The sequence below is a fragment of the Sulfuricurvum sp. RIFCSPLOWO2_12_FULL_43_24 genome, from assembly GCF_001829605.1.
Classification (GTDB): Bacteria; Campylobacterota; Campylobacteria; order Campylobacterales; family Sulfurimonadaceae; genus Sulfuricurvum.
On the sequence record NZ_MIBT01000102.1, the window covers coordinates 1 to 3,437 of the forward strand.

At 46.0% G+C, this 3,437-nt stretch carries 3 protein-coding genes; 1 reads left to right on the forward strand and 2 read right to left on the reverse strand.

Translation table 11 applies throughout. From position 1 onward, the window contains the following. The first annotated feature begins 185 nt into the window (after positions 1-185). Positions 186-449: a cation transporter gene (locus A3G19_RS09625; RefSeq protein ID WP_015652472.1), complete on the forward strand. Its 264-nt coding sequence runs from the start codon at positions 186-188 to the stop codon at positions 447-449. Positions 450-594: 145 nt separating this feature from the next. Here the strand turns inward: A3G19_RS09625 and A3G19_RS09630 are convergent, their stop codons facing one another. Together A3G19_RS09630 and dnaG are read right to left on the reverse strand one after the other, a co-directional pair. Further along, positions 595-1,566 (reverse strand): argininosuccinate synthase domain-containing protein, encoded by a 972-nt coding sequence (locus tag A3G19_RS09630; RefSeq protein WP_015652473.1) that lies wholly within the window; start codon positions 1,564-1,566, stop codon positions 595-597. Positions 1,567-1,663: 97 nt separating this feature from the next. Further along, a complete protein-coding gene (gene dnaG / locus A3G19_RS09635) occupies positions 1,664-3,310 on the reverse strand; it encodes a DNA primase (protein WP_015652474.1) in 1,647 nt (548 codons plus the stop codon). Positions 3,311-3,437 lie beyond the last annotated feature (127 nt).

Here is a 3,437-nt window from a genome sequence, read left to right on the forward strand (position 1 = left end):
CACAGTGACCAAAACTTCCTGCGAACGCGATGGAAACGATCAACCACCATTCGATTGAATACATAAATCAACCTTCTAAACAATATCAATATTCTAAATAATTTTTGTTACAACAGTGTTAAGACTTAACACAAATTTAACAGTTCTATGAAACAATAGCATGAAATTATTTAAAGGCTTCGTGAATGAAAAAAGTTTTCCTCTCTTTAGTGGTATTGGTTGCGGTTTCGAGTGCCGATCAGCTGGTTAAACTCAATGTAAGCGGTATGACCTGTCCTTCGTGTGCAAAAAATGTAAAAGAGTCATTGAACGACGTGCTCGGAGTTAAAGAATCGAGCGTTTATCTCAAAGAGGGTAAAGCGGAAGTAAAAGTATCAGACGGCACCAAAGCCGAAACAATGTGTGATGCGGTTAAAAAAGCGGGTTATGGCTGTACGGTAGCAAAATAATTTAACGTCATAACCTCGTAGGGCGTAAAGCGTTAAAAAAATGATAACTGCTTATCGTTTTTAGCTTGGAGCGGGGCATCGATGTGTGTGTAGCACCGATGTCACTGTATCCAGCTAGATTTCCGTCTTCACGGGAATGACGAAATCAGATAAAGTATTTTTGAGCATCATTGCGACTCATGTCGCTAACGGTGGTTACTCCTGTCTCCCCAAACATTAATGTTTGTTCCCCTTCAAAATCCTGTTTACAATACGCTAACACCAGTTTTGCCGCTAACACACGGTCGTTATCACTTGCATTGCGTGAGATAAGTGAGTGAGGCCCGAAGAGTTCGGTTGTGATATGAAGGTATTTGGAATTCTCAATTCTCTCCAGTATCTCATTATCCTCGGCATTACGTCCGATGATGAGTTTTGCCCCCTCGCTAAGACGGAGCTGGCGACCGTATTTGAGTGTCGGGATATCTTCAACACTAAAGGTATCATGGGCGATAAAATCACGAATTTTATTGGAGAACTTCTCATCGGTGAGGAGACATCCTCCTCCCGGTGCCTCGTAATCTTTAAGCCCGAACTGCTGAGCAAGTTCCATTTGACGTTCACGATTGCGTCCGCTGATGTTTTCGAGTTTTTCACGATCTACCCAACCGTTGATTTCGGGAATTGTCAGCTCAAGTGATTTGGCACTCATGGGACGTAAAAGCAACCCGCCGCAGTTACTGAGATTGAGCACTTTATCGAGCGATTCACGATTTTGGCTCATTGGGCGTTGCCCCAGAACTTCACCGCTGATCAGAAAGCTCGCTCCCCACTCTTCCATGAGACGTTTGGCCACCTCAAACATTTTAGCATGGCAGTCGATGCAGGGATTGAAGTTTTTTCCGTAGCCGTATTTGGGGGAAAAGAGGACCTCTTTGATATACTCATCGCGGATATCGACGCTTCGAAATTCAGCTCCTACTTGTTCGCACATATTTTTCATGTGAGCAAGTCGGTCTTTGGTGGAACCGAAACCGGTATTGATGTTGCAGGCGATTACTTCAATCCCCTGATCGATAATGAGTTTCGCCGCGATAGTTGAGTCGAGACCGCCGCTAAATAATGCGATAGCTTTCATGGAGTATTCCTATATTATGATTGTCATTCCCGTTCGTGGTGAGTTTGTCGAACCATGAGCGGGTTCACCCTTCGACAGGCTCAGGGCGAACGGGAGATTAGCTGAGTGGGACGAGTTCGCCCCGTTTGAGGCGTTCGATTTTCTCACGAAATTGACGTATTAGGTACGATTTTTGATCGAATGATATCGTATTTTGCGTTGTTACTTTTTTGAGTTCACGGTTATAATGGGCACTCAAGAAAGTCATAAGCTCTGCTCGCAGTCCCTCATCCCCCTCAAAAGTACGTATTCGATCATCCATCATCAATGCACTGAGACGGGGATCGTCATGGCGTCCTTGGAGTGCTGCTTCAAACTCACTGCTGTGGTATTGCAAGAGACTTCCGTCGATAAAATCGAGGAGGGTATTGGTGATATATGGACGTTCCAATAGAGTTTTGATAAAGCTAAGTTCCCAAATATCGTGATGGGAAAAATTGATCGGTTGCGCGCTTGCGGTTTTGTTGGTGCGTCCCACTTGGATCAGAGAGGGTGATATCCCTAATCTTGAAGCGACAAAAGGGCGATACTCTTCTTGGAGAAGTGGAGAGAGGGTTTTGAGGAATGCGATATTCTCATGCAGTGCCGTCTCTTTGGCTTTTGGGTCTTGCAGATCGTAAGCGTCAATCATCTCGGAGATTACAAATTCGATAAAAGGGATCGGTCGGTGCAATAGGGCATTAAGCTGTTCGATTTGACCATTTTTGATCATATCGGCGGGGTCAAGTCCCCCCTCAAATAAAACTACTCCTCCATCAAAACCCGACATACTCAAAAGCTTGGATGCTTTATATGCGGCGGCACGTCCGGCTTTATCCCCATCATATGCGAGGAATATTTTCGGCTCACCTTTTCGCAATAGCGGGAGATGTTCAGCGGTAAGAGCGGTCCCCAGTGTCGCGACGGCATGGGTGAATCCCGCCTGATGGAGCATTACAACATCGAGATACCCTTCGGTGACGATGATCTCTCGGCGGCGGTAGATCGCTTCTCGGGCGAGGTGATAGGCATACAATAGACGCGATTTGTTAAAAATGGCACTTTGGGAGGAGTTGACGTATTTCGCTTGATGTCCCGTAATCGTACGTCCGCCAAATCCAACGATAGCTCCGCTGGTGGAGTGGATGGGGAATGTGATCCGCTCGATAAAACGGGCAAAAAGGCGTCCATCATCCCCCCGTCCGATGGCTCCTTGCTCAAGTGCTTCAGCAGTTGGGAGTTTGCGCTGGTCTAAAAATCGAAGTGTCTCAGGTGAGGTGGGGGCGTAGCCGATCCCGAACCGCTCAATGCTGGAGGCATAAATTCCCCGTTCATGGAGATATTCCATCGCATCTCGTTTCTCTTCGAGGAGTTTTTGATACCAGTCGTTGAGGGTTTCGAGAAGGTTGGAACGTTTTTTTTGTTTGGTGTCGTCGGTGTAGTGGAGGCTGAAATTGCTTGATGCGGCTAACTTCTCGATTGCTTCGGGATAGTTGAGTTTCTCGTATTCCATGATAAATTTAATCCCATCACCGTGTGCTCCGCATCCGAAACAGTGGTAGCTTTGGCGTGAGGGATTGACGACAAAGCTGGGGGACTTCTCATCATGAAACGGGCAGGGCGCTTTGAAGCTGCTTCCGGCACGTTTGAGCTCGATGTACGAGCCGACGATATCGACAATATCAAGTCGGGCTTTGAGAGCCTCAATGGAGTCTTGGGTAATCATAAGGATATTTTAGCGTAATGGGGCTTTGGTTATATGTTATTTTGGATACATCTATGCTATAATTCCAATTCGAAAAATTTTAAATAGAAAGTAGGTGATGTGAATGCCTGGTATCGTTCTTAGACAA

What these genes read in the sequence shown, in the direction of transcription:
- A3G19_RS09625 (WP_015652472.1), top strand. Translation starts at nt 186, where the DNA reads ATGAAAAAAGTTTTCCTCTCTTTAGTGGTATTGGTTGCGGTTTCGAGT.
- A3G19_RS09630 (WP_015652473.1), bottom strand. Translation starts at nt 1,566, where the DNA reads ATGAAAGCTATCGCATTATTTAGCGGCGGTCTCGACTCAACTATCGCG.
- dnaG (WP_015652474.1), bottom strand. Translation starts at nt 3,310, where the DNA reads ATGATTACCCAAGACTCCATTGAGGCTCTCAAAGCCCGACTTGATATT.